Annotated in this window: 27 protein-coding genes; 11 read left to right on the plus strand and 16 right to left on the minus strand. The window is 72.5% G+C overall.

The features are described from left to right. Positions 1-56 precede the first annotated feature (56 nt). The 8 genes from WHI96_RS06560 to WHI96_RS06595 all read right to left on the minus strand — a co-directional run bounded on the left by WHI96_RS06560 (position 57) and on the right by WHI96_RS06595 (position 6,989). Positions 57-200 (minus strand): MFS transporter small subunit, encoded by a 144-nt coding sequence (locus tag WHI96_RS06560; protein WP_345642993.1) that lies wholly within the window; start codon positions 198-200, stop codon positions 57-59. Further along, the gene (locus WHI96_RS06565; RefSeq protein ID WP_345642544.1) at positions 197-1,573 is read right to left on the minus strand and encodes an L-lactate MFS transporter; all 1,377 of its coding nucleotides are present in this window, start codon (positions 1,571-1,573) and stop codon (positions 197-199) included. Before WHI96_RS06565 ends, WHI96_RS06560 begins: the two co-directional genes overlap by 4 nt. Positions 1,574-1,706: 133 nt before the next feature. Beyond that, complete coding sequence (clpX, locus tag WHI96_RS06570) at positions 1,707-2,996, minus strand: ATP-dependent Clp protease ATP-binding subunit ClpX (protein ID WP_345642547.1); 1,290 nt, start codon at positions 2,994-2,996, stop codon at positions 1,707-1,709. A 170-nt stretch (positions 2,997-3,166) separates the two neighbouring features. Beyond that, positions 3,167-3,829, minus strand: a complete 663-nt coding sequence (locus tag WHI96_RS06575; RefSeq protein WP_226356687.1) for an ATP-dependent Clp protease proteolytic subunit — start codon at positions 3,827-3,829, stop codon at positions 3,167-3,169. A gap of 29 nt (positions 3,830-3,858) precedes the next feature. Next, positions 3,859-4,455 carry an ATP-dependent Clp protease proteolytic subunit gene (locus WHI96_RS06580; RefSeq protein WP_224391962.1) on the minus strand — a complete coding sequence of 199 codons (597 nt, stop codon included), beginning with the start codon at positions 4,453-4,455 and terminating at the stop codon, positions 3,859-3,861. Positions 4,456-4,749: 294 nt separating this feature from the next. Further along, a complete protein-coding gene (gene tig, locus WHI96_RS06585; RefSeq protein WP_345642550.1) occupies positions 4,750-6,213 on the minus strand; it encodes a trigger factor in 1,464 nt (487 codons plus the stop codon). Positions 6,214-6,424: 211 nt separating this feature from the next. Continuing rightward, positions 6,425-6,742 (minus strand): hypothetical protein, encoded by a 318-nt coding sequence (locus tag WHI96_RS06590; RefSeq protein WP_345642553.1) that lies wholly within the window; start codon positions 6,740-6,742, stop codon positions 6,425-6,427. A 73-nt stretch (positions 6,743-6,815) separates the two neighbouring features. Beyond that, positions 6,816-6,989, minus strand: coding sequence for a CsbD family protein (locus WHI96_RS06595; RefSeq protein WP_062401261.1), 174 nt, complete (start codon positions 6,987-6,989; stop codon positions 6,816-6,818). A gap of 118 nt (positions 6,990-7,107) precedes the next feature. Here WHI96_RS06595 and WHI96_RS06600 point away from each other — a divergent pair, with 118 nt between their 5' ends. Genes WHI96_RS06600 through WHI96_RS06610 form a run of 3 tightly spaced genes read left to right on the plus strand, consistent with a single transcriptional unit; the run spans position 7,108 to position 8,668 of the window. Beyond that, positions 7,108-7,746 carry an RNA polymerase sigma factor gene (locus WHI96_RS06600; protein WP_251784749.1) on the plus strand — a complete coding sequence of 213 codons (639 nt, stop codon included), beginning with the start codon at positions 7,108-7,110 and terminating at the stop codon, positions 7,744-7,746. Continuing rightward, the gene (locus WHI96_RS06605) at positions 7,737-8,309 is read left to right on the plus strand and encodes an Asp23/Gls24 family envelope stress response protein (protein ID WP_345642561.1); all 573 of its coding nucleotides are present in this window, start codon (positions 7,737-7,739) and stop codon (positions 8,307-8,309) included. Before WHI96_RS06600 ends, WHI96_RS06605 begins: the two co-directional genes overlap by 10 nt. Further along, positions 8,306-8,668, plus strand: a complete 363-nt coding sequence (locus WHI96_RS06610; RefSeq protein WP_345642564.1) for an Asp23/Gls24 family envelope stress response protein — start codon at positions 8,306-8,308, stop codon at positions 8,666-8,668. The genes WHI96_RS06605 and WHI96_RS06610 overlap by 4 nt, the downstream gene beginning before the upstream one ends. Before the next feature lie 36 nt (positions 8,669-8,704). Here WHI96_RS06610 and WHI96_RS06615 read toward each other — a convergent pair whose 3' ends face one another. Next, on the minus strand, positions 8,705-9,526 hold the full coding sequence (locus tag WHI96_RS06615) for a (2Fe-2S)-binding protein (protein ID WP_345642567.1): 822 nt from the start codon (positions 9,524-9,526) through the stop codon (positions 8,705-8,707). 588 nt (positions 9,527-10,114) lie between these two features. Here WHI96_RS06615 and gltB point away from each other — a divergent pair. Both gltB and WHI96_RS06625 read left to right on the plus strand, forming a co-directional pair. Next, positions 10,115-14,599 (plus strand): glutamate synthase large subunit, encoded by a 4,485-nt coding sequence (gene gltB, locus WHI96_RS06620; RefSeq protein WP_425571556.1) that lies wholly within the window; start codon positions 10,115-10,117, stop codon positions 14,597-14,599. Beyond that, positions 14,592-16,043: a glutamate synthase subunit beta gene (locus tag WHI96_RS06625; RefSeq protein ID WP_345642573.1), complete on the plus strand. Its 1,452-nt coding sequence runs from the start codon at positions 14,592-14,594 to the stop codon at positions 16,041-16,043. Before gltB ends, WHI96_RS06625 begins: the two co-directional genes overlap by 8 nt. 60 nt (positions 16,044-16,103) lie before the next feature. Here WHI96_RS06625 and WHI96_RS06630 read toward each other — a convergent pair whose 3' ends face one another. Beyond that, on the minus strand, positions 16,104-16,358 hold the full coding sequence (locus tag WHI96_RS06630) for a hypothetical protein (protein ID WP_345642575.1): 255 nt from the start codon (positions 16,356-16,358) through the stop codon (positions 16,104-16,106). Positions 16,359-16,751: 393 nt separating this feature from the next. Here WHI96_RS06630 and WHI96_RS06635 point away from each other — a divergent pair, with 393 nt between their 5' ends. Together WHI96_RS06635 and WHI96_RS06640 are read left to right on the plus strand one after the other, a co-directional pair. Further along, on the plus strand, positions 16,752-17,150 hold the full coding sequence (locus WHI96_RS06635; RefSeq protein ID WP_345642578.1) for a DoxX family protein: 399 nt from the start codon (positions 16,752-16,754) through the stop codon (positions 17,148-17,150). A gap of 101 nt (positions 17,151-17,251) precedes the next feature. Then, on the plus strand, positions 17,252-18,148 hold the full coding sequence (locus WHI96_RS06640; RefSeq protein ID WP_345642581.1) for a DUF2188 domain-containing protein: 897 nt from the start codon (positions 17,252-17,254) through the stop codon (positions 18,146-18,148). 63 nt (positions 18,149-18,211) lie between these two features. Here WHI96_RS06640 and WHI96_RS06645 read toward each other — a convergent pair whose 3' ends face one another. Further along, positions 18,212-19,372, minus strand: coding sequence for an NYN domain-containing protein (locus WHI96_RS06645; RefSeq protein ID WP_345642584.1), 1,161 nt, complete (start codon positions 19,370-19,372; stop codon positions 18,212-18,214). Between the two features lie 54 nt (positions 19,373-19,426). On the opposite strand from WHI96_RS06645, the gene WHI96_RS06650 reads away from it, so the two are divergent. Next, positions 19,427-19,999, plus strand: a complete 573-nt coding sequence (locus WHI96_RS06650) for a maleylpyruvate isomerase N-terminal domain-containing protein (RefSeq protein WP_345642587.1) — start codon at positions 19,427-19,429, stop codon at positions 19,997-19,999. A gap of 16 nt (positions 20,000-20,015) precedes the next feature. Here the strand turns inward: WHI96_RS06650 and WHI96_RS06655 are convergent, their stop codons facing one another. After that, positions 20,016-20,177: a hypothetical protein gene (locus WHI96_RS06655; protein WP_345642590.1), complete on the minus strand. Its 162-nt coding sequence runs from the start codon at positions 20,175-20,177 to the stop codon at positions 20,016-20,018. 221 nt (positions 20,178-20,398) lie between these two features. On the opposite strand from WHI96_RS06655, the gene WHI96_RS06660 reads away from it, so the two are divergent. Continuing rightward, complete coding sequence (locus WHI96_RS06660) at positions 20,399-21,520, plus strand: alpha/beta hydrolase (protein WP_345642593.1); 1,122 nt, start codon at positions 20,399-20,401, stop codon at positions 21,518-21,520. Positions 21,521-21,527: 7 nt separating this feature from the next. Here the strand turns inward: WHI96_RS06660 and modA are convergent, their stop codons facing one another. Further along, complete coding sequence (gene modA / locus WHI96_RS06665; protein ID WP_425571557.1) at positions 21,528-22,319, minus strand: molybdate ABC transporter substrate-binding protein; 792 nt, start codon at positions 22,317-22,319, stop codon at positions 21,528-21,530. A 352-nt stretch (positions 22,320-22,671) separates the two neighbouring features. On the opposite strand from modA, the gene WHI96_RS06670 reads away from it, so the two are divergent. Beyond that, entirely contained in the window at positions 22,672-22,800 is a 129-nt protein-coding gene (locus WHI96_RS06670) for a hypothetical protein (RefSeq protein WP_345642600.1), read from the plus strand. A gap of 28 nt (positions 22,801-22,828) precedes the next feature. Here the strand turns inward: WHI96_RS06670 and WHI96_RS06675 are convergent, their stop codons facing one another. The 3 genes from WHI96_RS06675 to WHI96_RS06685 all read right to left on the minus strand — a co-directional run bounded on the left by WHI96_RS06675 (position 22,829) and on the right by WHI96_RS06685 (position 25,647). Continuing rightward, positions 22,829-24,088, minus strand: coding sequence for a regulatory protein RecX (locus WHI96_RS06675; RefSeq protein ID WP_345642602.1), 1,260 nt, complete (start codon positions 24,086-24,088; stop codon positions 22,829-22,831). A gap of 53 nt (positions 24,089-24,141) precedes the next feature. Then, positions 24,142-25,194 (minus strand): recombinase RecA, encoded by a 1,053-nt coding sequence (gene recA / locus WHI96_RS06680; RefSeq protein WP_345642604.1) that lies wholly within the window; start codon positions 25,192-25,194, stop codon positions 24,142-24,144. Between the two features lie 258 nt (positions 25,195-25,452). Then, the gene (locus tag WHI96_RS06685) at positions 25,453-25,647 is read right to left on the minus strand and encodes a DUF3046 domain-containing protein (RefSeq protein WP_226355854.1); all 195 of its coding nucleotides are present in this window, start codon (positions 25,645-25,647) and stop codon (positions 25,453-25,455) included. A 76-nt stretch (positions 25,648-25,723) separates the two neighbouring features. On the opposite strand from WHI96_RS06685, the gene WHI96_RS06690 reads away from it, so the two are divergent. Then, positions 25,724-25,885, plus strand: a complete 162-nt coding sequence (locus WHI96_RS06690) for a hypothetical protein (RefSeq protein WP_167379121.1) — start codon at positions 25,724-25,726, stop codon at positions 25,883-25,885. The last annotated feature ends 7 nt before the right edge of the window (positions 25,886-25,892 follow it).

Here is a 25,892-nt window from a genome sequence, read left to right on the forward strand (position 1 = left end):
CTAACCCGGACGGGTGATCACGAACCGGACCGGGCGGGTGAACGGCGGGCGAAGTCTCAGCCGAACAGGGCGGGGATCTTCAGGACGAGCTCGTACAGGCCGTAGGCGAACGGGACGCCCACCCACAACCACGCCAGGACGGCGCCGATCCACTGCACGGGCCCCCAGGTCGACCCGGCGGCCTCCGGAACGCTGCTCACGCGGTCTCCCTCTGCTGCTCGGCCGTCTGCGCGGACGGCTCGTGGAACTTCCGGTCGACCGGGCGGATCAGCTCGTTGCAGACGAACGCGACGACCAGCAGCACGATCATGATGATGAACGCGGTCGTGTAGCGGGCCGGGCCCTCGACGCCGGCCTCGATCCGCGCGTCGGCGATCGCGTTGACGATCAGCGGGCCGAGGACGCCCGCGGTCGACCACGCCGTCAGCAGCCGGCCGTGGATCGCGCCGACCTGGTAGGTGCCGAACAGGTCCCGCAGGTACGCCGGGACGGTGGCGAACCCGGCACCGTAGAAGGACAGGATCAGCACCGCGGCGGCGATGAACAGCGCCCGCGACTGGTTCGGGATCAGCGTGATCAGCAGGTACAGCAGCGCGCCGACGCCCAGGTAGATGCGGTACATGTTCTTGCGACCCAGCACGTCCGACAGCGACGACCAGGCGATGCGCCCCGCCGAGTTCGCCAGCGAGAGGATCGCGACGAAACCGCCCGCGGCCGCCGCGAGAGTGGCCGTGGCCCCGTTCTCGGCGAAGAAGTCCTGGAAGATCGGCGAAGCCCGTTCCAGGATGCCGATGCCCGCGGTGACGTTGAAGCACAGCACGACCCACAGCAGCCAGAACTGCGGCGTGCGGATCGCGTTGTTCGCCGAGACGTTCCCGGTCGAGATCATCCCGCTCCTCCTGGCCGACGACGGGTCCCAGCCCGGCGGCGTCCAGCCCTCTGCGGGCACCCGGATGAGGATCCAGCCGACCGACATGAAGACCAGGTAGATCAGGCCCATCGTGAGGAACGTGGACCCGATGCCGGTCGAGGTGGCGCCGTCCCCGGAGCCGCCGTACGCCGACAGCAGCGAGTTGGTGAGCGGGGTCGCGATGAGCGCACCGCCGCCGAAGCCCATGATCGCCAGGCCGGTGGACAGGCCCGGGCGGTCCGGGAACCACTTGATCAGCGTGGAGACCGGCGAGATGTAGCCGATGCCGAGGCCGATGCCGCCGACGAAGCCGTAGCCCAGCACGACCAGCCAGTACTGCTCGGCGTAGAGGCCGAGACCCGAGATGAGGAACCCGGCGACGAAGCAGCTCGACGCGACGACCATCGCCCAGCGCGGGCCGTTGCTGTCGACCTTGGTGCCGAACAACGCCGAGGACAGTCCCAGCATGATGATGCCGAGGGTGAAGGGCAGTGCCGTGGCGACGCCCGACAGGTCGAGCGCGTTGGCCAGCGGGGTCTTGAAGACGCTCCAGGCGTAGACCTGGCCGATCGCCAGGTGGATGGACAGCGCTGCCGGTGGGACCAGCCAACGGCTCCATCCGGGTGGAGCGACGATGCGCTCCCGCGTGAGAAATCCGGACATGTGGCCCCTCCGTCGAACGGTGACGGAGCAACGCTAAGTAGTGCGGAAGGGTGCAGCAACCCGAACCGGTCTCGAGACCGCGACGCCGGCCCCACCGAGGTGGGACCGGCGTCGCGGTCGGTCGCGTTGCGGCTCAGGCCGAACGGTCGCGGCGCTCCCGGCGCTGCGGCTGGCGCGGGACGATCGTCGGGTTGACGTTGTCCTTCACCGTCTGCGCTGTCACGACGACCTTCGCCACGTCGTCGCGGCTGGGGATGTCGTACATGACCGGGAGGAGCACCTCCTCCATGATCGCCCGCAGACCACGGGCGCCGGTGCCGCGCAGGATCGCCTGGTCGGCGACGGCGTCGAGGGCGTCCTCGGCGAACTCCAGCTCGACGCCGTCCATCTCGAACAGCTTGCGGTACTGCTTCACCAGGGCGTTGCGCGGCTCGGTGAGGATCTTGACCAGCGCGTCCTTGTCCAGCGAGGTCACCGAGGCCACGATCGGCAGCCGGCCGATGAACTCGGGGATCAGCCCGAACTTGATCAGGTCCTCGGGCAGGGTCTCGGCGAACCGCTCGGCGGAGTCCATGTCCTTCTTCGACCGGATGTCGGCGCCGAAGCCGATCCCGGACTTGCCGACCCGCTCACCGATGATCCGCTCCAGCCCGGCGAAGGCGCCGGCCACGATGAACAGGACGTTCGTCGTGTCGATCTGGATGAACTCCTGGTGCGGGTGCTTGCGGCCGCCCTGCGGCGGGACGCTCGCGGTGGTGCCCTCGAGGATCTTGAGCAGCGCCTGCTGCACGCCCTCGCCGGAGACGTCCCGGGTGATCGACGGGTTCTCCGACTTGCGGGCGATCTTGTCGACCTCGTCGATGTAGATGATGCCCGTCTCGGCGCGCTTCACGTCGTAGTCGGCGGCCTGGATGAGCTTGAGCAGGATGTTCTCGACGTCCTCGCCCACGTAGCCGGCCTCGGTGAGGGCGGTCGCGTCGGCGATGGCGAACGGGACGTTGAGCATCTTGGCCAGCGTCTGCGCCAGGTAGGTCTTGCCACACCCGGTGGGGCCGAGCATCAGGATGTTCGACTTGGCGATCTCGATGCCGTCGGAGGCGTCGCCGCCCGCGGCCCGGCTGCGCTCGCCCGCCTGGATGCGCTTGTAGTGGTTGTAGACCGCCACCGACAGCGTGCGCTTGGTGGTGGCCTGACCGACGACGTACTGGTCGAGGAACTCGTGGATCTCGGTGGGCTTGGGCAGCTCGTCGAGCTTGACCTCACCGGCCTCGGCCAGCTCCTCCTCGATGATCTCGTTGCAGAGATCGATGCACTCGTCGCAGATGTAGACGCCGGGGCCGGCGATGAGCTTCTTGACCTGCTTCTGGCTCTTCCCGCAGAACGAGCACTTCAGCAGGTCCCCGCCGTCGCCGATGCGTGCCATAGGTGTCGATCCCCAGTCCTGGTCCGGCGTTCTCGCGTCGCGCCCGTCGCCCCGTGCGGGTTGACGGTACCTGCCCGCGGCCCGCACGGGGACCGGAAGCGGTGTCCGGTTCCCCGGCGGGTCGCCGGGCGGTCACCGGCGGCCGGAACCGGCCGCCGCTGACCCGGGTGTCACTTGCCGCCGGCGGTACCGGACAGCTTGCGGCTCTGCACGATCTCGTCGACCAGGCCGTACTCCTTGGCCTCCTCGGCCGTGAGGATCTTGTCCCGGTCGATGTCCTCGCGCACCTGCTCCGCGGAACGGTTCGAGTGCCGCGCGATGACCTCCTCCATCCGCTTGCGGATGCGGGAGATCTCCGCCGCCTGGATCTCCAGGTCCGACACCTGGCCGTACACGCCCTGGGTGGCCGGCTGGTGGATCAGGATGCGGGCGTTCTCGACCGCCATACGGCGGCCGGGGGTGCCCGCGCACAGCAGCACGGCCGCGGCCGACGCCGCCTGCCCGAGGCAGACGGTCTGGATGTCGGGGCGGATGAACTGCATCGTGTCGTAGATCGCCATCAGCGACGTGAACGACCCGCCCGGCGAGTTGATGTACAGCGAGATCTCGCGGTCCGGGTCGAGCGACTCGAGCACCAGCAGCTGCGCCATGGTGTCGTTCGCCGAGGTGTCGTTGATCTGCTCACCGAGGAAGATGATGCGCTCCTCGAAGAGCTTGTTGTACGGGTTCGACTCCTTGACCCCGTAGCTGGTGCGCTCCACGTAGGACGGGAGCACGTACCGGGAGCGGGCCGGGTCCGGCGCCCAGCCGCCGGGGCCGCGCAGGTCGGTCATCGACTCCGGGTGGCGCGGGTCGAAGGTGCTCACTGGTCGCTCCCGTTCTGCTCGCCGATCCGCCCGGCGTGCGTCACGACGTGGTCGACGAAGCCGTAGTCCTTGGCCTCCGGCGCGGAGAACCAGCGGTCCCGGTCGGAGTCCCGCTCGATGGTCTCGACCGACTGACCGGTGTGCTGCGCGATGAGCTCCGCCATCTCCCGCTTGGTGCGGCGGAACTGCTCGGCCTGGATGGTGATGTCGGCTTCGGTGCCGCCGACGCCCGCGGACGGCTGGTGCATCATGATCCGCGCGTGCGGCAGCGCCGAGCGCTTGCCCGGGGTGCCCGCCGACAGCAGGAACTGCCCCATCGACGCGGCCATGCCCATCGCCGTGGTCGCCACGTCGCACGGGATCAGGTTCATCGTGTCGAAGATGGCCATGCCGTCGGTGACCGAGCCACCGGGCGAGTTGATGTAGAGCTCGATGTCCTTGTCCGGGTCCTCGGCCGCGAGCAGCAGCATCTGCGCCGCGATGCGGTTCGAGATCTCCGCGTCCACCTGCTGACCGAGCACGATGATGCGCTGCTGGAGCAGGCGGTCGTACACGGAGTCGGACAGCGACATCGCGCTGATGCCGGACCGCATCTGCGGCCCGGTGCCGCGGCCCGCGGACGGGCCGGTGTCCTGCTGGCTCACTTCACCCTGCTTTCCGAAGTCGGGCCCGCCCCCGCGGCGCGGACGCCGCGGGAGGGGGCCCGGAGTCTTCCTCTGGATCGCTCTCGGTTCTCCGGTGTCGGGTCTTGCGAACCCGTTCACGGTCCGGTTGGGGACCGGTTCGGGGCCGACCCTACGCGGAGCCGGGGCCCCGCGTAGGGAACGACGCCCGATGTTCGCCGACAGCGCACGGCACGTCGTGCGAGGCCGGGTGACGGCGGCCGGTCAGGCCTTCGCGTCGGCCTTCCCGGCGGTCTCCTCGGCAGTGCCCTCGGCACCGTCCTCGGTGGACCCGACGGTCTCCGCGGTCTCCTCCGACGACACGTCGTCGGTCGCGGGGATCTCCTCGACGGTGGTCTCGTCCTCGTCCGGCCCGAGCAGGTCGGACAGGTCGACGGCCTCGCCACCCGGCAGGGTGACGCTCGCCGCGCGCACGGCGGTGATCAGCGCCTTGGAGCGGCGGACGTCCTGGTAGATCACGCCGAGCTGGCCGGCCTGCTGGATCTGCTGGACGAACTGCTCCGGCGCCATGCCGTACTGCTGGGCCTGGTAGACGATCCGCTCGGTGAGCTCCTGGTCCCCGACCGAGATCTCCTCGCGGTCGGCCAGGGTGTCGAGCACGAGGCGGTAGCGGACGGCCTTCTCGGCCTCCTCGCGCGTCTCGGTGTCGAACTGCTCGCGGGTCTTGTCCTGCGAGGAGAGGAACTCGCCGAACTTGTCCTCGTCGTGGTCGAAGGCGTGCACCGCGTCGTGGGTGCGGGTCTCGACCTCGGCGGCGACGACCGACTCCGGCAGCGGCACCTCGGTGTCCTCGACGAGCTTGTCCAGGAGACGGTCGCGGGCCTGCGCGGCCTGCTCCATCCGCTTGGACCGGCCCAGGCGCTCGCGCAGGTTCTCGGTCAGCTCGTCGAGCGTGTCGAACTCCGAGGCCAGCTGGGCGAACTCGTCGTCGGCGTCGGGGAGGTGACGCTCCTTCACGGTGGTCACCTTGACGGTGATCTCCGCATCGGAGTCGGCGTGCTCGCCGGCGACCAGCTTCGAGGTGAAGGTCTTCTCCTCGTCGGCCGACATGCCCTCGAGGGCCTCGTCGATGCCGTCGATGAGACCGCCCTGGCCGACCTCGTAGGAGAAGCCGGTGGTGGTGGCCTCCTCGATCTCCTTGCCGTCGACGGCGGCGGAGAGGTCGATCTGGACGTAGTCGCCGGACTGCGCGGGACGCTCGACACCGGCCAGGGTGCCGAACCGGGCGCGCAGCTGGTCGAGCTGCTCGGTGACCTCGTCCTCGGTCACCTCGGTCTCGTCGACCTCGACGGTCAGGCCGTCCAGGTCGGGGAGGGTGATCTCGGGGCGGATGTCGACCTCGGCGGTGAACGCGATGCGCTCGCCGTCGGCGATCTCGGTGACCTCGATGTCGGGCCGGCCGATCGGCTTGACGTCCTCGGACGTCACCACGGCCTCCTGGTACTTGACCGGGATCGCGGCGTTCACGACCTCGTCCAGGACGGGGCCACGGCCGATCCGGGCCTCCAGGATGCGGGCCGGCGCCTTGCCCGGGCGGAAGCCGGGGATGCGGACCTGCTGGGCGATCTTCTTGTACGCGCGGTCGAAGTCGGGCTTGAGCTCGTCGAACGGCACCTCGACGTTGATCCGGACGCGCGTCGGGCTGAGGTGCTCGACGGTGCTCTTCACGGTGGAACTCCTTGGGCGGTACGAGTGCTGCAACGGGCCGCGGCACGCGCGGCCCCCGGTCGGTGGCCCCGCCCGCCGGCGCCGGACGATCCCGGCTCTGCGCCGGGCGTCCCGTGCCACCGGCCGCCGGGTACGTGGGACGCGCCCGGTGACGGCGGGGCTCGCGCGAGTCTAGGCGAGCCCGGTCACCGGGCGACGGCCCGGGCGCGGGTCACGGCGCGGCGGGGCCCTCGACGCCGCCGGCCGCACCGACGTCGGCGACGGTCACGTCGACGGCCAGTGTGTCGTCACCGAGGACGGCACGGACCCGGTCGGCGACCTCGTCGGCGACCACGGCGAACGGCCTGCCCAGCCGGAGGACGACGGCGATCTCCACCGGGTCGGCCAGCCGCACACCCTGCACCCGGTGCCCGGGCAGGTAGGACGCGATCGAGCCGAACGGGCCGCCGTCGAGCCGCAGCACCGACGGGTGGGCGAGCACGGCGTCCGCGACGGCCTGCGGGCCGGGTCCTGCGACGGGGTCGGTCACGGGGCGGACCTTAGCTATAGAAGACGGCGGCGACACCCCGATGTGGGGTGCCGCCGCCGTCGTCGTGCGCGGGTCAGCTCTTGAAGGTGTCCTTGAGCTTCTCGCCGGCCTGCTTCAGGTTGCCGGTGGCCTGGTCCGCCTTGCCCTCGGCCTGCAGGTCCTTGTCGTCGGTGGCCTTGCCGGTGGCCTCCTTGGCCTTGCCACCCAGCTCCTCGGCCTTGTTGCTGATCTTGTCTCCGAGACCCATGGGGCTCACCTGATTCCTGATCGCGTGTCCGGCGGGCGGGGGTGCGAGCCGGTCGCTACCGTCGCTGACGGGGTGGACTACCCCCACCCTCCACTTCCCACACCCCGACGGGGCGTCCATGGCGAACGCACAGGTCAGCGGCCCACCGGCCGCCGGGCCCCCGGGCCCCGGCGTGCCGTCGGCACGGCCGGCGCGGGTGCCGTCGCGGGCCGCGCTGGACGAGACCACGCTGGTCGTCCGGGCCCAGGACGGCGACGTCGGCGCCTTCGAGGAGCTGGCCCGCCGCCACCAGAACGCCCTGTTCCGGGTCGCGGTCCGGGTGCTCGGCGACGCCACCGACGCCGAGGACGCTCTGCAGGACGCGCTCATCGACGCCTGGCGGCGGATCGGCAGCTTCCGCGGCGAGGCGGCCTTCTCCACGTGGATGTACCGCATCGTCACCCACCGCTGCACCGCGCTGGTCCGGCGGCGGCGACGGACCGACCCGCTCCCGACCGACGACGGGCCGGGCGCCCCGGCCGACGACCGCTCCCCCACCCCGGAGCGGGCGGCCGAGGTCGACGCGGAGATGGCGGCCCTGTCGCGGGCCGTCGCGTCGCTGCCGGAGGACCAGCGCACGGCCTGGGTGCTGCGGGAGCTGGAGGGGCTGGGCTACAGCGAGATCTCGCAGATCACCGGGGCGGGTGAGACCGCCGTCCGCGGCCGGATCCACCGGGCGCGCGGGGCACTGGCGGAGAGGATGCGGGCATGGCGGTAGAGAGGAGCGGGGCGGAGCGCGTCGAGCCACTGGCCTGCGGCCGGGACGCCGCCGACGTCTGGGACCACGCGGAGGCGGGTGTGCTCGACGAGCACGAGCTGACCTGTCCGCACTGCGTGCGCGCGCACGCGGACCACGACCGGCTCGGCGGGCTGGTGGCGCGGATGGCGGCCGAGCCGCTGCGGCCGCCGCCGTCGGTGCTGGAGCAGGTGATGGGCGCGGTCGTCGCGGACCTGCGCCCGCACGAGCTGCTCGCCCTGGGGCCGGACGCCTGGCTGGGCAGACCGACCGCGGAGGCGGCGCTGCGCCACGTCGTGGACACGATGGACGGCCTGCGGGCCCGCCGGTGCCGGATCGAGCAGCTGAGCGACCCGGACGGTGCCGCGGACGGCCCGGCCGCGGTGTGGGTGCGGGTGACGGTCGCGGCGCGGTTCGGGGTCGACCTCGCCTCGGTCACCGCGCGCGTCCGGCAGATGATGATCTCGGCCGGGGACCGCACGCTCGGCGTGCCGATCGCCGGGGTGGACATCCTGGTGGAGGACCTGTGGGAGGAGCCGGCATGAGCGGGCCGACGACGGTGTCCGTCTCCGACCTGGCCGTCGCGCGGGTGGCGGCGCGGCGGGTCCGGCGGGTGCCGGGGGTGGCGGCGGTGATGGGCGACGTCGCGCAGACCCTGCTGGGGCTGGCCGCGGACTGGCTGCCCCGCGACCCGGTCCCGGACGAGCTGCGGGTGCAGGGGCTGGTCGCGTCGGTGCACGGCCACGAGGCCGAGATCCGGGTGACCGTCGGGGTGCGGTTCGGCACGAACTGCGCCGAGCTGGCCGAGCGGGTACGCCGGGAGGTGGCCGAGGAGGTCGCGACGGTGTGCGGCCTCGACGCCCGGGTGCGGGTGACCGTCGCCGACATCGCGCTGCCGGCCTGACCCTGCTCCCCCGACCGCGTGCGGGGCACGCCGGGGTCAGGCCCGGCCGACGAGCACGCAGTCGCCGCACGTCCCGCCGCCGGGGGCGCGGACGTAGAGGCAGCAGGAGCGGCGGCGGAACGCCCACTCGGTGTCCGGGTCGGCGTCGTCGAGGCGGAGCAGTCGCCCGGTGGCCCCCGACGGCAACGGCCCGCGCAGCACCGGGTGGTCGGCGAGCGCGTCGAGCAGGGCCAGGTAGCGGCGCCGGTCCGGGCGTCGCACGGCCTCCATGACCCGTGCCGCCCCGCCGATCGAGGACACGACGTTGCCGCGCAGCACCCGCGGCGACACCGCGGCCCGGGCGGCGACGGCGGCGTACAGCGGGTCGAGATGGGTGGCGGCGAGCTCGTGGGCGAGCAGGTCCGCGGCGCCCGCCGGGTCGTCGGCGACGTCCGGGGTGGCGACGCCGGTGGGCCCGGCGGGCAGGCCCGGCGCCCACGGGTCGGCCGCGCCGGGGTCGCGGCGCAGCTCCCCGAGCGACGGGAGCACACCGTGCAGGGCCACGGCCGCGAAGGGCATCGACACGATCCGCGCCGCGAGCCCCGTCACCGCCATCGAGGCCCCGATCCGCCGGTCCCCGCCGAGCGCGGTGGTGACCTCGTCGATCCGCCGGCCGAGCGGGTCCGGGCCGCCGGGGACGGCCGCGGCGTAGAGCCCGTCCCACCGGACGGTGCCGGACGCGGCGGGCGTCGCCACCGCGAACCAGGGACCGATCGTGGCGACGTCGTCGAGCACGGCGACGACCCGCTCGTCCGTCACCCGACCGGGTGAAGACGACGACGGCTCGGAGGCGGCGGGGTGGGACGGGGACGCGTTCATCGTCGCCAGTCTCCCCCGGGCTCCGGACAGCGGTGCGTAACGGTCCGGACGCTCCCGGCGATCCCATTCAGTAGAAGGCCGCTCCCGACGGATGGTCACGCCTCGCTCACCGTCCGGACACGGGACGGCAACGTTGACCTGCTCGCATGGTCAGCGATCCACATCACGGGACAGGTGGGCGTCTCTCGGTAGCGCACCGCGGTTGCGACGTGCGACTCTGTGCACTCGCCAGACCGCACTCGCCGGGGTGTGTGGTCGAACCGTGCCGCAGGAATGGCCGGGTACTGGAAGTCAGCGCCCGGCCGCTCGGCGTGCCCGGAGGAGGATTCCGTCCGCCGGTCACCCACCCGGCGGCACGGTGCACCTGAACGGCCCTCGTCGCACGTCCCACTCGGGCTGCGCGCTGTATCCTGAGAACCCTCTTCGGACCGCAGCGAGCTGCCCGGTCCGGGTCGTCCGATGCGGGTGGCTCCAGGTGCACCGAGACGACAGGAGGAGCAGTTGGCCGCGATCAGTGACCAGACGCGTCGCCCCTCGCCCGGTGGGCTGTACGCCGCCGATCACGAGCACGACGCCTGCGGTGTGGCCATGTTGGCCGACGTCACCGGCAAGCGCAGCCATGCCATCGTGCAGAAGGCCATCGAGGCCCTGCTGCGACTGGAGCACCGCGGTGCGCGTGGCGCCGAGTACAACACCGGTGACGGTGCCGGGATCCTGATCCAGGTCCCGGACGCGTTCTACCGCGAGGTCACCGACTTCGACCTGCCCGCGGAGGGCGCCTACGCCACCGGCATCGCGATGCTGCCGCGTGACGGGGCCGAGGCCGCCGCGGCGATCGAGCGGATCGACGCGCTCGCCGCCGAGGAGGACCTCACGGTCCTCGGGTGGCGCGAGCTCCCGACCGACCCCGACGCCGCCGACCTGGGCTCCATCGCCCGGGACGCGATGCCCGGCTTCCGCCAGCTGTTCGTCGGCGGTGTGGAGCTGACCGGGGACGCCCCGGAGAGCGCGCCCGCCGGCATCGAGCTGGAACGCCGCGCGTTCTGCTTCCGGAAGCGGGTCGAGCACGACACCGAGACCTACTTCCCGTCGCTGTCGCCGCGCACCGTCATCTACAAGGGCATGCTCGCCGAGCCGCAGGTCGCCGCGTTCTACCCGGACCTGAACGACGAGCGCGTGACCTCCGCGCTGGCGATCGTGCACTCGCGGTTCTCCACGAACACGTTCCCGGCGTGGCCGCTGGCGCACCCGTTCCGCTACGTGGCGCACAACGGTGAGATCAACACCCTGCGCGGCAACCGGAACTGGATGGCGGCCCGCGAGTCGCTGCTGGAGTCCGCGAACCTGCCCGGCGACCTGTCGCGGCTGACCCCGATCGTCACCCCGGACGCGTCGGACTCGGCCACCTTCGACGAGGTCCTGGAGCTGCTGCACCTGTCCGGGCGCAGCCTGCCGCACGCGGTGCTGATGATGATCCCGGAGGCCTGGGAGCACAACACCGAGATGGACCCCGCCCGGCGGGCGTTCTACGAGTACCACTCCACGCTGATGGAGCCGTGGGACGGACCGGCCCTGGTCGCGTTCACCGACGGCACCCAGATCGGCGCGGTCCTCGACCGCAACGGCCTGCGCCCGGCCCGCTACTGGGTCACCGAGGACGGCCTGGTCGTGCTCGCCTCCGAGGTCGGCGTGCTGGACGTCGCGCCCGACAAGGTCGTCCGCAAGGGCCGCCTCGAGCCGGGCCGCATGTTCCTCATCGACACCGAGCGCGGCAAGATCGTCGACGACGACGAGGTCAAGGGTGCGCTGGCCGCCGAGCAGCCGTACACCGACTGGCTGCACGCCGGTCTGATCCGGCTCGACGACCTGCCCACGCGTACCCGCGAGACCCCGACCCACGAGACGCTCAACCTGCGCCAGCAGGCCCTCGGCTACACCGAGGAGGAGCTCAACCTGCTGCTCCGCCCGATGGCGGTCACCGGGGCCGAGCCGATCGGCTCGATGGGCAACGACGCGCCGATCGCGGCCATCTCCGAGCGCCCGCGTCAGCTCTACGACTACTTCATCCAGCTGTTCGCCCAGGTCACCAACCCGCCGCTGGACGCGATCCGCGAGGAGCTCGTCACCTCGCTGTTCAGCCAGCTCGGGCCGGAGCAGAACCTGCTCGACGCGACGCCCGCGCACTGCCGCACGATCGTCGTGCCGTTCCCGGTGCTGACCAACGACGACCTCGCGAAGATCGTCCACATCAACGACGACGGCGAGTTCCCGGGCTTCAACTCCCACGTCGTGCGGGGCACGTTCTTCGCCCGCGACGGCGGCAAGGGCATGCTGTCGCGGCTGGCCGAGATCAAGCAGGAGGTGTCCCGCGCGATCGAGGGCGGGGCCCGCCTGATCGTGCTGTCCCAGCGCGGGGTGGACACCGAGCACGCGCCGATCCCGTCGCTGCTGCTCACCGGCGCCGTGCACCACCACCTGGTGCGGGAGCGTTCCCGGACCCGGGTCGGGCTGCTCGTCGAGTCCGCCGACGCCCGCGAGGTGCACCACATCGCGCTGCTGCTGGGCTACGGCGCCTCGGCGGTGAACCCGTACCTGGCGATGGCCACGGTCGAGGACCTCGCCGAGCGCGGCGACGTCCCCGGCGTCGACGGCCGGACCGCGGCCAAGAACCTGGTCAAGGCGCTCGGCAAGGGCGTCCGCAAGACCATGTCGAAGATGGGCGTCTCGACCGTCGCGTCCTACACCGGCGCGCAGATCTTCGAGGCCATCGGTCTCGGGTCCGAGGTCGTGGACTCGGCGTTCGTGGGCACCACCTCGCGGCTGGGCGGCGTCGGCTTCGACGTGCTCGCCGAGGAGGTCCTCTCCCACCACCGCCGCGCCTACCCGGCCGACGACGTCCGCGCCTCGCACCGGGCGCTGCCGGTCGGTGGCGAGTACCAGTGGCGCCGCGAGGGCGAGCCGCACCTGTTCAACCCGCAGACCGTCTTCAAGCTGCAGCACTCCACGCGGGCCGGGAAGTACGAGGTCTTCAAGGAGTACACGAAGGCCGTCGACGACCAGGCGCGGAAGCTGATGACGCTGCGCGGCCTGTTCACGTTCAAGGACGGCCGGCGCGAGCCCGTGTCGATCGACGAGGTCGAGTCGATCGAGTCGATCATGACCCGGTTCGCGACCGGTGCGATCTCCTACGGCTCCATCTCGCAGGAGATGCACGAGACCCTGGCGATCGCGATGAACCGCATCGGCGGCCGGTCCAACACCGGGGAGGGCGGCGAGGACCCGGACCGCTTCACCGCGGACCCGAACGGCGACTCCCGGCGCAGTGCGGTCAAGCAGGCGGCGTCCGGCCGGTTCGGCGTCACCTCCGAGTACCTGGTCAACGCCGACGACATCCAGATCAAGATCGCCCAGGGCGCCAAGCCCGGTGAGGGCGGCCAGCTGCCCGGCGGCAAGGTCTACCCGTGGATCGCGACCACCCGGTACTCGACGCCCGGCGTCGGTCTCATCTCGCCGCCGCCGCACCACGACATCTACTCGATCGAGGACATCAAGCAGCTCATCCACGACCTGAAGAACGCCAACCCGCGGGCCCGCATCCACGTGAAGCTGGTGTCCCAGGTCGGCGTCGGGACCGTGGCGGCCGGCGTGTCCAAGGCGCACTCCGACGTCGTGCTCATCTCGGGCCACGACGGCGGCACCGGCGCCTCGCCGCTGTCCTCGATCAAGCACGCGGGCGGTCCGTGGGAGCTCGGCCTGGCCGAGACCCAGCAGACGCTGATGGCCAACGGGCTGCGTGACCGGATCACCGTGCAGGCCGACGGCCAGCTCAAGACCGGGCGCGACGTCGTCATCGCGGCGCTGCTCGGCGCCGAGGAGTACGGCTTCGCGACCGCCCCGCTGGTCGTGTCGGGCTGCATCATGATGCGCGTCTGTCACCTGGACACCTGTCCGGTCGGCGTCGCGACGCAGAACCCGGAGCTGCGCAAGAAGTTCAACGGCAAGGCCGAGTACGTCGTGAACTTCATGAGGTTCGTGGCGCAGGAGGTCCGCGAGATCCTCGCCGAGCTGGGCTTCCGCTCGCTCGACGAGGCGATCGGCCGGGCCGACGTGCTCGACGTCGACACCGCCGCCCAGCACTGGAAGTCCAGGCACCTGGACCTCTCGCCGATCTTCAAGATCGCCGACGTGCCGGACGACGCGCCGCGCAAGCGGACCCGCGAGCAGGACCACGGCCTGGACAAGGCGCTGGACAACACCATGATCCAGCTGGCCGAGGGCGCGCTGCGCAACGGCGACCGGGTCCGGCTGGACCTGCCGGTGCGCAACGTGAACCGCACCGTCGGCACGATGCTCGGGTCCGAGCTCACCCGTGCCCACGGCGGCAAGGGCCTGCCCGACGACACGATCGACATCACGTTCACCGGCGCGGCCGGGCAGAGCTTCGGTGCGTTCGTGCCCAAGGGCATCACGCTGCGGCTGGTCGGCGACACCAACGACTACTTCGGCAAGGGCCTGTCCGGTGGCCGGCTGACCCTGCGGCCGGACCCGTCGTCGCCGTTCATCGCCGAGGAGAACGTCATCGCCGGCAACGTGATCGGCTACGGCGCGACCTCGGGCGAGATGTTCATCCGCGGTGTCGTCGGCGAGCGGTTCTGCGTCCGGAACTCGGGTGCGGTGGCCGTCGTCGAGGGCGTCGGTGACCACGGCTGCGAGTACATGACCGGTGGCCGGGTCGTCGTCCTCGGGCGGACCGGGCGCAACTTCGCGGCCGGCATGTCCGGCGGCGTGGCCTATCTCCTCGACGTGGACCGCAACCGGGTCAACCCCGAGATGGTCGACCTCGACCCGCTCTCGGACGAGGACCGGTCGATCGTGCACGACCTCGTCGAGCGGCACCACGCCGAGACCGGTTCCGCGGTGGCGCACGCGCTGCTCACCGAGTGGGACGCCGCCGTCGAGCGGTTCGGCAAGGTCATGCCCAAGGACTACAAGCGCGTGCTGCTCGCGACGGAGAACGCCGAGCGCGAGGGCCGCGATGTCAACCAGGCGATCATGGAGGCTGCTCATGGGTGACCCCAAGGGCTTCATGACCACTCCCCGGCAGACGCCCACGCGGCGGCCGGTGGACCTGCGGCTGATGGACTGGCGCGAGGTCTACGAGGACTTCCCGAAGCAGACCCTCGAGAAGCAGGCCGGGCGCTGCATGAACTGCGGCATCCCGTTCTGCCACCAGGGCTGCCCGCTGGGGAACCTCATCCCCGAGTGGAACGACCTGGTCTACCGCCAGGACTGGCGGGAGGCGATCGAGCGGCTGCACGCCACGAACAACTTCCCGGAGTTCACCGGGACGCTGTGCCCCGCCCCGTGCGAGGCGGCGTGCGTGCTCGCCATCAACGACGACGCGGTCACGATCAAGCAGGTCGAGATCGAGATCGTCGACAAGGCCTGGGACGAGGGCTGGGTCGGCCCGCAGGTGCCCGAGGTGAAGACCGGCAAGAAGGTCGCCGTCGTCGGGTCGGGTCCGGCCGGGCTCGCCGCCGCCCAGCAGCTGACCCGGGTCGGGCACGACGTCGTCGTGTTCGAGCGGGCCGACCGCATCGGCGGGCTGCTGCGCTACGGCATCCCCGAGTTCAAGATGGAGAAGGCGCGCCTGGACCGGCGCCTGGAGCAGATGGTCGCCGAGGGCACCCACTTCCGGGCCTCGGTCGACGTCGGCACCGACATCACCGTCGAGCAGCTGCGGGCGGACTTCGACGCGGTCGTCCTCGCCGGTGGCGCGACGGCGTGGCGCGACCTGCCCGCCGACGGCCGCGACGCCGAAGGCGTCTACCAGGCGATGGAGTTCCTGCCGTGGGCCAACCACGTGCAGCAGGGCGACATGGACGCACCGCCCATCTCCGCCGAGGGCAAGGACGTCGTGATCATCGGGGGCGGTGACACCGGCGCCGACTGCCTGGGCACCTCGCACCGCCAGGGTGCGAAGTCGGTGACCCAGCTGGAGATCATGCCGACCCCGCCCGAGCACCGCACCGACGGCATGCCCTGGCCGACCTACCCGATGGTCTACCGCGTCTCCTCGGCCCACGAGGAGGGCGGCGAACGGCTGTTCTCGGTCAACACGACCGAGTTCGTGAAGGACGCCGACGGCAAGCTGGCCGGCATCCGGATCGTCGAGGTCACCCGCGGCGAGAAGGGCTTCGAGCCGGTCGAGGGCACCGACCAGGAGCTCCCGGCCCAGCTGGTGCTCCTCGCGATGGGCTTCGTCGGCCCGGAGAAGGGCGCCCTGCTGAACGACCTCGAGGTCGACCTCGACGAGCGCGGCAACGTCGCCCGCGACGAGCGCTACATGTCCTCGGTCGACGGCGTGTTCGTCGCCGGTGACATCGGCCGCGGCCAGTCGCTGATCGTGTGGGCCATCGCGGAGGGCCGCTCCGCGGCCGCCGGTGTGGACGAGTGGCTCACCGGCCGCTCCGTGCTGCCCCGCCCGATCGACCCGGGCGACCGCCAGATCGCCTGACGTCGTACGCACGCCCGAGGGGCCCGGCCGCACAGGCCGGGCCCCTCTCGCGTGCCGGGGTCACTCCACGCGCTCCAGCTCGTACGCGTCGTCGCCGATCCAGATCCGCACGCCCTCGGCGTCGTCGGAGATGTAGCCGTCCTCCTCCTCGCCGAGCTCGCGGATCGCGCCGAGAGCGAGCCGGTCGAACGCCACGACGCCGTCGCCCATGTCGACCGGCCGGTACTCCCGGGCCAGCATCGCGGTGCGGCACCGCGTCGCCAGCCACGTCGCGTTCTCCGTACCGACCTCGACCCGCCACCGCTCATCGCGCATGCGACGAGTATGGCCTGGATCACTCCGTCCGTCGCCGGTCTTCTACCGGCGATCGTGACGCAATGCTCCTCATCGGATGCACACCGCGATCCGCCCCCGCCCGTCGCCGGCGCGGTGCCGTTCACGGTGGCGGGCGAGACCGGGGCCACTGCACCCACAACCCGACGGCGGGTCGGGCGTTGAACCCCGTGACCGGCATCTGCAGAACCGGGAGCCCCTGTCGATGCCGGGCACCATCGGGTCATCGGGTACCGCGGCCACGCGCCGCGGGCCCGATGCCCGGTGGTGTATCCCCGCCCCGGTCGCCGCGCGAGGCGATGAGTTCTCCGGGGCCCGCCGGTCGTAGGCGGTGAGTGCCCCGGAACCGCCGGGGCCGTGCCCGCGGAGGCCACCATGACCGCCCCCTCCCCCACCCGCCGTATGCCGGTCGCCGCGCACCGCGCGCTGTGGGTGCTGCAGATCCTGCTCGGCCTGTTCTTCGTCCTGGCCTCGGCGCTGCCGAAGTTCTGGGGCGACCCGTTCGCCGTCGCGATCTTCGACGGGATCGGCCTCGGCCAGTGGCTGCGCTACGTCGTCGGGTTCCTCGAGCTGGCCGGCGGGATCGGGCTGTGCACCCGGCGCTTCGCCGCCCCGGCCGCCGCCGGGCTCGTCCTGCTCATGATCGGTGCGGCGCTCACCCAGGCCGTCGTCCTGCACGGCGGAGCGCTGGTCGTCACGCCGCTGGTCCTCGGCGTCCTGGCCGCCGTGATCGCGGTCGTGCGGCGGAACGAGACGCTCGCCACCCCTCGCTGACCTGCGTTTACGCACAGCGATCGTCGGGCATCTCCGGGAGAGAAGACCGATCCGGATACCCCGGTTCGCCCGAGTCAGTCCCGCAAGGGGAGGAACCCGCCATGGCCGACCGCCACGTCAAGCCGGTCGACGACGGCTGGACCGTCGAGAAGGAAGACGCCCAGCGCCCGAGTGCCCGCACGAGCACCCAGGCCGAGGCCATCACCCGGGCGGTGGAGATCATCGCCAACGACGGCGGCGGCAACCTCGTCGTCCACGGCACCGACGGCTCGGTGCGCGAGCGCCGCCCCATCGACGCCGACGCCGACGCCGGCACCGCCACGAAGGCCGCCGCGAGCGCCACGGCGACCGCGGTCGGCGACACCGCGTCGAAGGCCGCCGAGACCACCGGCAGGGCCGCCGACACGATCGGTGCCGACACGAGGACCACTGCCAAGAAGGTCGCCGGCGAGACCGGTGACAGCGCGGCGAAGGCCGGCGACGCCGTCACGAAGGGCGCCGACAAGATCGCCGCCGAGGCCCACAAGGTCGACGACCAGGGCAAGGACCCGAAGAAGGCGGGCAAGGCCGCTGCCGAGGCCGCGAAGGCCACCGGCGAGCAGCTGGCCGGGAACGCCCGGAGCACGGGCAGGCAGGTCGCGGGTGAGGTGTCGGCGTCCGCGGAGCGGTCCGCCGAGACCGTCAAGGCCGTCGCCGACCAGGGTGCAGAGTCCGCGGTGCGCACCGCGGACCGGGCCGCGCGCGTGAGCGCCCGTGTCGAGGACGACCTCGACGACACCGGGGCCCGTCTGGCCCGTCGGCTCTACGAGAACGGCGAGCGTGCCGCCTCGCAGCTCGAGGACCTCGCCCTGCGCGTCTACAAGCCGCTGAACCCGATCCGGTTCACCAGCCGCGTCGCCGCCGGGGCGGTCGCCACCGCGTTCGGCGTGACCGGTGCGGTCACCTCGCGCGCGGGCAGGCTGTTCCAGCGCGGGACCCGCAAGGCCACCGGCCGCTGAGGCCCCGCAGTACCGCGGCCGCGCCCCCGCCGACCTCGTCGGTGGGGGCGCGGTCGTGTGCGGTCAGGACGTCGGGCGCAGCACGTAGTCGCCGGTGTCGTCGCTCCACTCCATCGCGATGAGGTCCCGGGCGCGGGCCGCCTTCGCGAAGGACAGGAAGCTGCCGAAGCCGTAGCGCTTCTCGGAGAAGTCCGGCACCCGCTTGCGGAGCTGGTTCTTCAGCCCGGACAGCTGCGGCGGATCCCCGGCCGTGGCGATCTCGCGCACCACGTCGACGAGCAGCGCGAACGCGTCGTGGTCGGCGTCCGGGTCGTCGGGCAGCGCCACCTCGGGGTCACCCTGCGCAGCACCGGTGGTCAGCGTGACCGCGCCGCGGTCCTGCAGGTGGCGCAGCAGCTCCCCGAAACCACGGAAGCCGTGGTCGGCCTCGTCGAAGGTCGGGTCCTTGCGCAGGATCGCGCGCTTGAGCCGCGACGCCAGGACCGTGCCGTCGGCCTGCCGGGCGAGACCGCCCAGGGTGCTGACGACGAGCCCCGCGACGTCGCGCTCCTCGGCTCCGGTGGTGGCGGTGTCGTCGCTGCCGTCGGAGAAGGTGACGTCGAACGGGTCCGGCGGGACGGTCGGGGCCGGTTCCGGCTCCGGGACCGCGACCGGCGCGGGCGTCGACACCGGTCCCGCGACCGGGGCCGGGGCGGGCCGGGGACTCCCACGGCGACGACGCGGCGGGGCGGGCGCCTGGGACGGCTCGACACCGGGGAGCCGGTCGTAGAACAGGAACTCGTCGCAGGCGGGCGGAAGCAGCGCCGAGGTCGAGGACTGCACCCCGATCCCGATCACGCGCTTGTCCAGCTCGCGCAGCTTGTGCATGAGCGGGGTGAAGTCGGAGTCGCCGGTGCCGATGGCGAAGGTGGTGATGAACTCCCGCTCGTAGGCGAGCTCGATCGCGTCGACGGCGAGCTTGATGTCCGCCGCGTTCTTGCGGGAGCCGCCGATCCGCTGCGGGATCTCGATGAGCTCCACCTGGGCGCGGGCCATCAGGCGGCGGTCCTCGTCGAAGGAGGACCAGTCGGCGTAGGCGCGGCGGACCACGACCCGCCCGCGCTCGGCGAGCGCGTCGGCCACCGGGCCGAAGTCGAAGGGGACGACCCCGAGCCCGTCGCGGGCGCCGATCGCGAGGTTCTCGTAGTCGAGCAGCAGTGCGATGCGTTCGTCCTCGTGGGCCACCGCGGAAGCCTAATGCGCTGGCCCGGGTTCCCGCCCACAGGGCACGGTGCACCGATGCGCGCTGAGGACGTCGAGGACGCGGTGACGGTACTGGTCGGAGCCCTGGCGACGGTGCCCGACGACGGCTGGTCCGCCCCGGCCGGACCGCTGGACTGGTCGTGCCGCGACACCGTGGTGCACGTCGCGGACGACCTGTTCGGCTACGCGGCCCAGGTGGCGCTCGCGCCGCCCGAGGACTACCCGCCGTTCGAGATCGTGGTGCCCGACGGCGTCGGCACCGCCGGGCTGCTGCAGGTCATCGCGACCGGCGGGGCGATGCTCGCCGCCGCCGTGCGGACCGCCCCCGCGGGGGTGCGCGGCTGGCACCCCTACGGCGACGCCGACGCGGCCGGGTTCGCCGCGATGGGCGTCGTCGAGGTGCTGGTGCACACCCACGACATCACCCGGGCCACCGACCCGGCGTGGACGCTGCCGCCGGCCACGTGCCGGGACGTGCTCGCCCGGCTGTGGCCGGACGTCGACGCGGGCGACGACCCGGCCGGGGCGCTGCTGCACCACACCGGCCGGGCGTCGTGGCGCGGTGTGCCCGCGCCGGTCCGGTGGCGCTGGTACGGCGCGCCGCGCTGAGGGCGGCGCCGGGGCCTCAGGGGGCGCGGGCGGTCAGGCCGCCGTCCGGCTCCCCCGGCGACCCGCCCAGCGGCCGCTCGGCGACCTGGCCGGTCCACGCGGCACGCGCCCCGGAGTCCCCGGTCCGCACCGTCGTCACCACCGCCCCGACCGCGACGACGACGGCCGGCACGGCCACCCACGGCAGCAGACCGTCGCCCAGCTCGGTGTGGGCCCGGATGAGCGGGGTCGGCGGCAGCCGGTGCTCCGGCCACTCCCCCGCGTCGACTCCACACCGGCGACGCCAGGACCGGTGTCACCCGGCTGGGCAGTGGACTCAGCAGATCCTCACCGTGTTCTCACCCGGGCCTCACAGCGGCACGGGACGATCTCGCGGGCACGACACGAGGAGAACGGTCCATGGACGGCACCACCGGGATCGACGCGGTCCCGATCACCACGTGGCAGTTCGTGACGGGGTTCGCCCTCGCCGGTGTGGTGGTCCTCGTGCTGGTCGTCCTGGGGGTGCGGCGGGCCGGGCGGTCCCGGTACCGGTCGCTGCGGATCCTCGCCCGGCTGGGCGCGACGGGCGTCGTCGCGGTGGTGCTGCCGGCGAACGCCCTGGTCGGGGTGAACGCCGGTCTGGACTACCTGCGGACCGTCGGCGACGTGGCCGGGACCGGACCGGTGGAGGGGATCGGGGTCGCCCAGCTGCTGCTGAGCCGGACGGTCCCGGCGACCGGGCAGGTCGTGCAGGTCCCGATCCCGGGGACGGCGTCGCACTTCGCGGCCCGGCCCGCGGTCGTGTGGGTGCCGCCCGCCTGGTACGAGCGCCCCCGGCCGCGGCTGCCGGTGATCGTGCTGCTGCACGGGACCCCCGGCCGTCCGGTGGACTGGGTGGACTCCGGGGGCGCCGCCGACGTCGCGAACACCTGGGCCGCCCAGCATCGCGGGGTGGCGCCGATCCTGGTGATGCCCGACGTCAACGGCACCTACACCGCGGACTCCGAGTGCGTCGACACCCCGACCGCGAAGGTCGAGACCTACCTGACCCGCGACGTGCCCCGGGTGGTGAGCAGGCTGTTCGGGACGCGGCCGCCGGGGCCGTCGTGGTCGGTGGCGGGGTTGTCCGAGGGTGGCAGCTGCGCGGTGATGCTGGCGCTGCGCCACCCCACGGTGTTCGCCACGTTCGGCGACTACGCCGGGTTGCTCGGCCCGCGGGTCGGGGACTCCGACGGCGGGGTCCCGGACACCGTCGCGGCGCTGTTCGGTGGATCGCAGACCGCGTTCGCCGCGCACGACCCGGCGACGCTGCTGGCCGCGAACCGGACCCCCGGGATCGCCGGCTGGTTCGAGGCGGGCGACGCCGACACCGACCCGGCCGCCGCCGCGCGCACACTGTCGGCGGTGGCGACCCGGGCCGGTGTCGAGAACCGGCTGGTGATCGTGCCCGGGGGCGGGCACGACTTCGACCTGTTCTCCCAGGCGCTGTCGGACTCCTACCCCTGGCTCGTGGGACGGGTGTCGGCCCCCGCGCCCTGACCCGGGGTCAGGGGGCGCCGAAGCCGGCCGCCCCGAGGACCTGACGGCCCTCGTCGCCGTTCACGAACTGCACCCACTTCTGCGCCAGCTCGGCGTTCTTCGTGTTCTTCAGGACGACGATCGGGTACTGGTTGACCGCCTGCGACGCCTGCGGGATGTCGACGCCCTGCGCCTGCCCCTTCGATGCGGTGACGTCGGTCCGGTAGACGAGCCCGGCGTCGGCGTTGCCGGTGGTGACCTTCTGCAGCACCGACTTGACGTCCTGTTCCTCGGAGACGGGCGTGATGTCCACGCCGGCGGCCTTCTCGACCTTCTCCGTCGCCGAGCCGCACGGCACCTGCGGGGCGCAGACCACGGTCCGCAGGCCGGGTCTGCCCAGGTCCTGCAGCGACGCGATCTGCTTCGGGTTCTGCGGCGCGACCGCGATCTGCAGGGTGTTGGTGGCGAAGACCTCGGGCCCGCCCTGGGCGTTGCCCGCGTCGGTCACCTTGGTCATGTTGTTCTGGTCGGCCGAGGCGAACACGTCGGCCGGGGCGCCCTGGTTGATCTGCTGGGCCAGGGCCGAGGACCCGGCGAAGTTGAACACCACGTCCGTGCCCGGGTTGGCGGCCTCGAACTGCTTCTCCAGGTCACCGAACGTGCCGGTCAGCGACGCCGCGGCGAACACCGTCAGTGTGCCGCCCTGCGCCTGGCCGCTCGGCTGCGCGGCGGTCCCGCCGCTCCCCTCTCCCCCGCCGCAGCCCGCCAGCGCGAACAGCGCCGTCGCCGCCAGCGCGGCACCGGCCACTCGTCCTCGGATCCTCACGAAAACCCTCCCGGAATCGACTAGTCGCACCGTCCGTGGATCACGAAGTGCGGATCGGCGGGCATCTTATGCACGCAATCACCAGTTTGGCACCACTGATCCGCACGCAGAACCGGTTCTCCGTCCCGCGACTCGACTGTGGACTCTCGGAGACCGCTCGGCGTCCTCCGCGGTTGCTCTGCGCAAACGACCGGAAGGGTCGTCCGCAGCGGCGGATCATGCCGCCGCGGCGCAGGAGGACGACGGCGCGTGACGCTGGTCCCCCGGGGTCCCTGGTCCCGGGTACGACAGCGGTGGGGGCGACCCGCGGGCAGGACGGGACCACCCCGGGTCCGGCGGTGCGGCGATGAGCGCGGTCGGGACCACCGTCGAGATCGCACAGGGATTCGCACTGCTCCCCGCCGAGCAGGTGCCGCCCACCCACTACCTCGCGTCGACGATGCGGGACTGGTTCGCCTGCTACCTGCGGTCGTGACCGGCCGGCGGGTCCCGCCCGGGACGGGTCAGTCCTCGGGTGGGGCCTCGCCCAGCTCGTCGGCCTCCGCACCGGCGGCGGCGATCTCCTCCTTGACCACCCCGTAGGCGACCCCGGGCCCGTAGCCCTTGCGCGCGAGCATGCCGACCAGCTTGCGGGCGCTGGACTGACGCTCCTCGCGGTTCCCGACGGGCAGGCTCCGCAGGCGCCGTACGACGAGCTCGCGGGCCCGGTCGCGTTCGGAGTCGTCGTCGATGTCGGTGAGCGCCTCGTCGGCGATCTCGCGGTCGACGCCCTTGCGGTGCAGCTCCATCGCGATCGCCCGCCTGCCGAGGCCGCGGTGGCGGTGCCGGGACCGGACCCACTGCTCGGCGAAGGCCTGGTCGTCGACGAGTCCGACCTCGTCGAACCGGTCGAGGACGCGGTGCGCGACCTCGTCGGGGATCTCCTTGCGGCGCAGCGCGTCGCCGAGCTCCTTGACCGTGCGGGCGCGGTCGGTGAGCAGGCGCAGGCAGATGTCGCGGGCGCGGGTCTCCTGCTCCTGCGGTGTCTCGACGCGGGGGGCGGCGTCCTCGCCCCGACGGCGGCCCCGGCCACGGCCCTCGCCGCGGCGGCGGCCCCGGGGAGCGGCGCGCTCCCGGTCGAGGTCCTGTCCGGTGTCCGGACCGGCGTCCTCGGCCGTCCCGGCCTCCACGGTGGGACGGGCCCCGCCGATCGGCCCGGCCCGGCCGGACGCCGTGCCGGTGCGGACGGCCGCATCGACCGTGGCGCTCGCGCCGTCCTGGTCGGTCGCGCCCGCCGTGGCGGCCGGACGCCGACGCGGGGCGGCGCGGTCCCGGTGGGGTCCGCTGCGGCGCGGCCCCTGTCCGGACAGCTCCTCGAAGGACACCACGCGCGGTAGGTCGGGCCTCGCTCCGTCGCCGTCGTCCCTGCTCCCGCCGGAAGCGGCGTCGGAGGCGTCGACGGTCAGCCTGCGGACCGGGGCGGGGTTCGCCACCTCGTCCGTGTCGTCGTTCGTCGCGTCGTCCACCGCCGGGCCCGTCGACCGGGTCCCGGGCGGGTCGCCGGCCGTCGTGGGGGCCTCGTCGGCGCCGCTGAGTACGGCGAACGAGACCTGGTGGGGGCTCGTGTCCCAGCCCGGGACCGCTGAGGGCTCGGCGGCCGACTCCCCCGGCTCACCGCCGGTCGGGTCGGCGGTCCGGATCGTGGGTGGATCCTGCTCGTCGGTCACCGACGGGGCCACGCCGAACAGGTCGTCGAGCGGGACGGTGCGGGACCTGGGCGGCACCGCACCGTCCTGTCCGGACGTGCCTCCGGACCCGTCGTGCTCGCCGGTCACGCTCAGAAGTCGACCGGGGCCGGGAGGGGCTCGACCGGGCTGGCCTCCTCGGCGTCGACGACGGCGCCGATCCCCAGCTTCTCCTTGATGCGCTTCTCGACCTCGGCGGCGACGTCCGGGTTCTCCTTGAGGAACTTGCGGGCGTTCTCCTTGCCCTGCCCCATCTGGTCGCCCTCGTAGGTGTACCAGGCGCCGGACTTGCGGATGATCCCCTGCTCGACGCCCACGTCGATCAGCGAGCCCTCCTTGGAGATGCCGACGCCGTAGAGCACGTCGAACTCCGCCTGCTTGAACGGCGGGGCCACCTTGTTCTTCACGACCTTCACCCGGGTCCGGCTGCCGACCATGTCGGTGCCGTCCTTCAGGGTCTCGATGCGGCGGATGTCCATGCGGACCGACGCGTAGAACTTCAGCGCCTTACCACCGGTCGTGGTCTCCGGGGACCCGAACATCACGCCGATCTTCTCGCGCAGCTGGTTGATGAAGATCGCGGTGGTGCCGGAGTTGCTGAGCGCACCGGTGATCTTCCGTAGCGCCTGGCTCATCAGCCGGGCCTGCAGACCGACGTGGCTGTCGCCCATCTCGCCCTCGATCTCGGCGCGCGGCACGAGCGCGGCCACCGAGTCGATGACGATGATGTCGAGCGCACCGGAGCGGATCAGCATGTCCGCGATCTCCAGCGCCTGCTCACCGGTGTCCGGCTGGGAGACCAGCAGGTCGTCGGTGTCGACACCGAGCGCCTTGGCGTACTCCGGGTCGAGCGCGTGCTCGGCGTCGATGAACGCGGCGACACCGCCCGCGGCCTGCGCGCTCGCCACGCAGTGCAGCGCGACGGTCGTCTTACCGCTGGACTCCGGGCCGTAGATCTCCACGACGCGGCCGCGCGGGATGCCCCCGACGCCGAGCGCGACGTCGAGCGCGATGGAGCCCGTGGAGATGGCACTGATCGGGACGCGGGCCTGGTCGCCCAGGCGCATCACCGATCCCTTGCCGTGGTTCTTCTCGATCTGGGCGAGGGCGAGTTCGAGCGCCTTGCCGCGGTCCGGAGCGGACATCTCTTGACTCCTCGCTGGTGGTCGACGATCGGGTCCTGCTGGTGTCTTTCGGGGAGGCACACCACAACGGTATGGGGTACCCCCGACAGTTCCGGGCCCGGATCGGCGCCTGTGGACAACTCGTCCGAGACCACGCCGCAGGACCGGTACCGCGAGCCCTGCCGGAACCGTAGACGAACACGCGTTCGATCCGACACCGCGACACGCCGACCGGGTACCCACGGGAGCCGAGCGGTCACGACGACCGTCCGGGCGCCGCTACCGCCGTGCGGGTGGGACCTCGTAGGCCGCGCAGACGGCGCGCCAGACCCGGCGCAGGTCGAGGCCCGCCTCGATCGCCTGTTCGACGGTCCGGCCGCCGAGGTCGGCGAAGACGTGGTCACGGGCCAGCGACGCCGCCCGGACCGGCCCGAACTCGCCCTCCATCAGTTCCCGGAAGTGGCTCAGTCGCACGCCGCGAGGGTAGACGGGTCACCCGTTCCGTGCGGTGTCCGCCCGACGACGACCCGGAGCCGGTAGCCTGGGTGATATGTCCGAACTGCTCGCCACCGTCCCGGTCGACGTCGCCGACGAGGTCCTCGCGACGACCGGCATCGGGTCGCCGCTGGCGTGGCAGGTCGTGTCGCTGCTCGCGCTGCTGTCCGCACTGGTCGTGCTGGTGCGCTGGTGGCTCCACCAGCGCCGCCGCTGAGGGACCC

This window comes from Pseudonocardia tropica, assembly GCF_040105315.1.
In the GTDB taxonomy this organism is placed as follows: domain Bacteria; phylum Actinomycetota; class Actinomycetes; order Mycobacteriales; family Pseudonocardiaceae; genus Pseudonocardia; species Pseudonocardia alni.